Annotated in this window: 1 protein-coding gene and 1 pseudogene; both read left to right on the top strand. The window is 39.4% G+C overall.

The annotated features are described in order from the left end of the window. Positions 1 to 697, top strand: a pseudogene (locus tag AACY61_RS09490) (hypothetical protein); the annotation flags it as partial. 60 nt (positions 698 to 757) lie between these two features. Continuing rightward, the coding region (locus tag AACY61_RS09485) for a M36 family metallopeptidase (RefSeq protein ID WP_339611335.1) at positions 758 to 4,336 on the top strand (3,579 nt) is incomplete at its 3' end.

Here is a 4,336-nt window from a genome sequence, read left to right as displayed (position 1 = left end):
ATCTACAGGAAACCAAAACATGCTATTTGTTGATGGTGGCACTAACAGGGTTGGAATAAACACAAATACTCCCCAAACAGAATTGCATATTGCGGGCAACGGAAACACGCTCAGAATAGATGAATTAAGCAATGCTAATAACGCACACAATGTAGTTTCAGATCCTGCACCTGTATATGTAAACAATGATGGGGATTTGACTTTGCAGCCCCCTTTAATTCTAAACTTCATGCCTGTTCAAGCTGTAGATTTCATTCCAAGTCCCGGTATCGCGGTGACATCAGCCACCGGAAGTGGTGTGATTACTGATCTTTATAACACAACAATCAATCTAACACAAGAATCATTGGTTCATGTTAATTATCAAATGAGTATACAAATTACTATGGATGACGGCACCACTCCTGTTGTTGATGGCGCTTCAAGACTATACAGGTCTTGGGTTGAGGTCAATGGTGATACTACTCACATAGCCTATGATTCTGGAACATATACCAACAATCCTTCAGAACCTGGAGGAACATATGCAGCAGGATATTATTATTTGTCCGGTAGTGGGTATATTCAACTTCCTGCCGGAACTCATACTTTACTTTTAAAAGGTCTTACATTTGCAGGAAATGGAGGAGGCTTTGGATATCAAATTACCTTTGGTCAAACAGCCCATGACAGGTTTCAAGTTATAGTTCACAGATAAAATAAAATTTAATAATAACCCATTAAGATAAAATTAATTAATTAACACAACCCCAAACTTATGAATTACAAATACATTATACCCTATGTAATGTGTTTGTTATTTGCAACTCAAATAACTAACGCACAAAATTTTAAAGAGGCAACAAAAAAAATTGATGCTTATCACAATTCATTAATTACTAAACTTCAGACTCAGAGCAGTAAAAATCTCAAAAAAGAAGATGTCTCAAACTGGATAATCACCAGTGAGCACGTAAGTAGTACCAGTGGAGTACATCACATATATTACAGACAGACAGTCAACGATATTGAAATATATGGTGCTGAAGCAAGTATTCATATTGCTTCGACCGGTGAGGTTGTAAGTAAAAATAATAATTTTATTAGTGATGTTTCAAACAAAGTAAAAGGAGGAAAATCACCTTCAATAACCCCACTTCAAGCAGTTGCAGCTGCAGCTGGTCATTCAAAATATCGCATTACTGAAAATTTGAAAGTTCTTGATATTATTGATGTTAAAAAACAAGAATACATTATTAGTAAAGGAGGAATTTCAAGCACCGATATTCCCGTTAAGCTAATGTATCAACAAAACAAACAAGGAGATGTTGTGTTGGTCTGGAGTTTAGCAATCGATGATGTTCAAGGCAGAAACTATTTCAACTATAAAGTAGATGCTCAAACAGGTGAAGTTATTGATAAAATTGACTGGCAGTCTCACTGTGCTATTGAACATGTTTGCGAAACAAATCACACAGATACTCAAGAATCACATGAAAATCACGACCATAGTCTTGATCACCCTGAAGTTAACAATCAATCAGACTACTATGCAGATGTAGATACAATGGAAGAAACCACTGAGGAAAATGCTGCTCTGTTGGGTGGTAGTTACAGAGTGTATGCAATGCCTGTTGAAAGTCCGAATCACGGAAACAGAACTCTTGTCACCGGTGTTGAAAACTTAACAGCTTCCCCGTTTGGGTGGCATGACACCAATGGTTCCACGGGTGTAGAACACACCAATACCCGTGGAAATAACGTAAGGGCTTACGACGACATCAACGGTAGTAATTCACCGGGCACATATGCAGAAGGAGGTGCTAGCTTAAATTTTGATTTCCCTATCAACACTACTTGGTCTGCCGGAAATAGATCATTGCCTGCAGCAATTACTAATTTATTTTATTGGAGTAATATTACTCATGATGTAATTTATCAATATGGTTTTAATGAAGCCAGTGGAAATTTTCAACAAAACAATTATGGTAATGGTGGTTCAGGAAATGATTATGTGAGAGCTGAAGCGCAAGATGGTGGTGGAACCTGTAATGCAAATTTTGCTACACCAGGAGACGGAAGCTTACCCAGAATGCAAATGTATGTTTGTAACTCAAGAGATGGTGATTTAGATAATGGGGTAATTATCCATGAATATGGCCACGGTATTTCTACACGATTAACAGGTGGAAGGTTTAACTCAGGATGTCTTAGTACCGTTAGCACACCAGAACAAATGGGTGAAGGCTGGAGTGATTACTATGCGTTGTTATTAACTATGAAACCCGGTGATCAAGGAACTGACGCCAGAGGAATAGGTACATGGCTAGTTGGCCAAGCCGGAAATGGTCCCGGAATCAGAGAGTTTCCCTATAGTACAAATATGGCGGTAAATTCACATACATATAACAGAACGCAAACTGCAGTTGCTCCTCATGGGGTAGGCTCAGTTTGGGCCGTTATGCTTTGGGAAATGACATGGGGTCTCATCGACCAATATGGATTTGATACAGATTTTTACAATGGCACAGGAGGAAATAATATTTCCATGATGCTTGTAACTGAAGGTCTTAAAATGCAACCTTGTTCTCCAGGATTTGTTGACGGAAGAGATGCCATCCTTGCAGCAGATATAGCCCTTTATGGTGGAGCCAACCAATGTATTATCTGGAATGCTTTTGCAAAAAGAGGATTAGGCTTTAGCGCCTCTCAAGGAACATCGGGGAGTAATTCAGACAATATACAAGCATTTGACTTACCACCCACAACATTCGCAGCTTCAGAATCATTTTGTGTAACTGAAGGTGTTCAATCGAGTTTAACAGGTGGTTCGCCTGGTGGCGGAACATATTCAGGTCCGGGTGTGACAGATAATGGTAATGGATCTACATACACTTTTGATCCCAATGTTGCAGGAGTTGGAAACCATACAGTAACATATACAAGCATTTGTGGAGGTACAGCAAATAGTATTATCAATGTAACAGAAGCGCCCGATGCACCCTCAGTAACAACCGATACATTTTGTAGTGGTGACAGTGTTACCTTAACAGCCACACCAAATGACCCCGGAAACACCATTGAATGGTATGATGCCGCATCCGGCGGAACACTTCTATTTACAGGACCATCCTACACCTTCAATCCGGCCGGAACTACCAGTGTCTTTGCTGAAGAGGTTTTAGACCCGGTTCCAACTGCTGCTACTGTTACACATTCAAACTCTCAAAATATAGGTACTGGAAGTGTTTCTTGTGGAGGTGGATCTGGTTTTCATCGAACAACTAGCTATTGGAGAGTGTTTGATTTGGAAAATGATTTTGGAATTAATGGAGAATTTAATATTAATCAATTACAATTTGGAGTTCAGTCTGTAAACAATAATTTTACACTCACAGTAAGACTTCATTCTCTTAATGGCACTTTTAATACAGGAAACTTAACCCAACTCATATCAACAAATGTTAATGTATCTCCTGCTAACAATAATTCAATTGTAAATGTTCCAATTTCAACAACGGTACCTGCTGGAACTATTATAGTAATGGAAGTTTTTACCCCTAACAATGGAACTTCACTCTTCTACATGGGATCAAATGGAAATGGACAATCTGATCCTTCCTATTTTTCAGCTCCAGATTGTGGAATTACACAGCCTACAAATCTTGTTAATGTGGGATCAGGCTTCCCAAATGTACACCATGTAATGAATATTTCAGGAGAATACGCTCTGGCCAGTTTATGTACTGGAAGTCGTGCCGAAGCCATTGCACAGGCTGATAACACTCCGCCGGTAGCTATTGCACAAGACTTTGCAGTTTTTCTGGATGTAAATGGGCAAGCTTCAATTTCATCAGTTGACATAAATAACGGGTCAAGCGATAATTGTGCTATAGATTCGATGTCTGTTAGCCCAAATGTATTCAACTGTTCTGCTGTCGGAAACCAAGTAGTCACTTTAACAGTTACAGATACTGAAGGTAACTTTAGTACATCACAGGCCAATGTTACAGTTATTGACAATCTTGTTCCAAATATCGGATCTGCTTCAAACCAAACAATAAGTGGTAATAGTAACTGCCAGGCAACACTAGCAGATTATACATCGCTTGTAACAGCAACAGATAATTGTGGGACACCACCAATAACTCAAAGCCCCGTTCCGGGTACTTTAATTACCGGAACAACCACTGTAACTTTAACAGCTACTGATGCCTCCGGCAACTTTGCCACAACATCATTTGATGTCAATATTGAAGATACAACAGACCCAACTATTCAACCAATTGCTGACCAAACCACTGCAGGAGGTGCGTCCTGTCAGGCTACTCTTGCCGATTTTACTGCACTCGCAGTG

This window comes from uncultured Planktosalinus sp. (assembly GCF_963973675.1).
Classification (GTDB): domain Bacteria; phylum Bacteroidota; class Bacteroidia; order Flavobacteriales; family Flavobacteriaceae; genus Planktosalinus.
The sequence above is the reverse complement of the archived record's forward strand: the minus strand, read 5'-3'. Positions and strand labels throughout refer to the sequence as shown.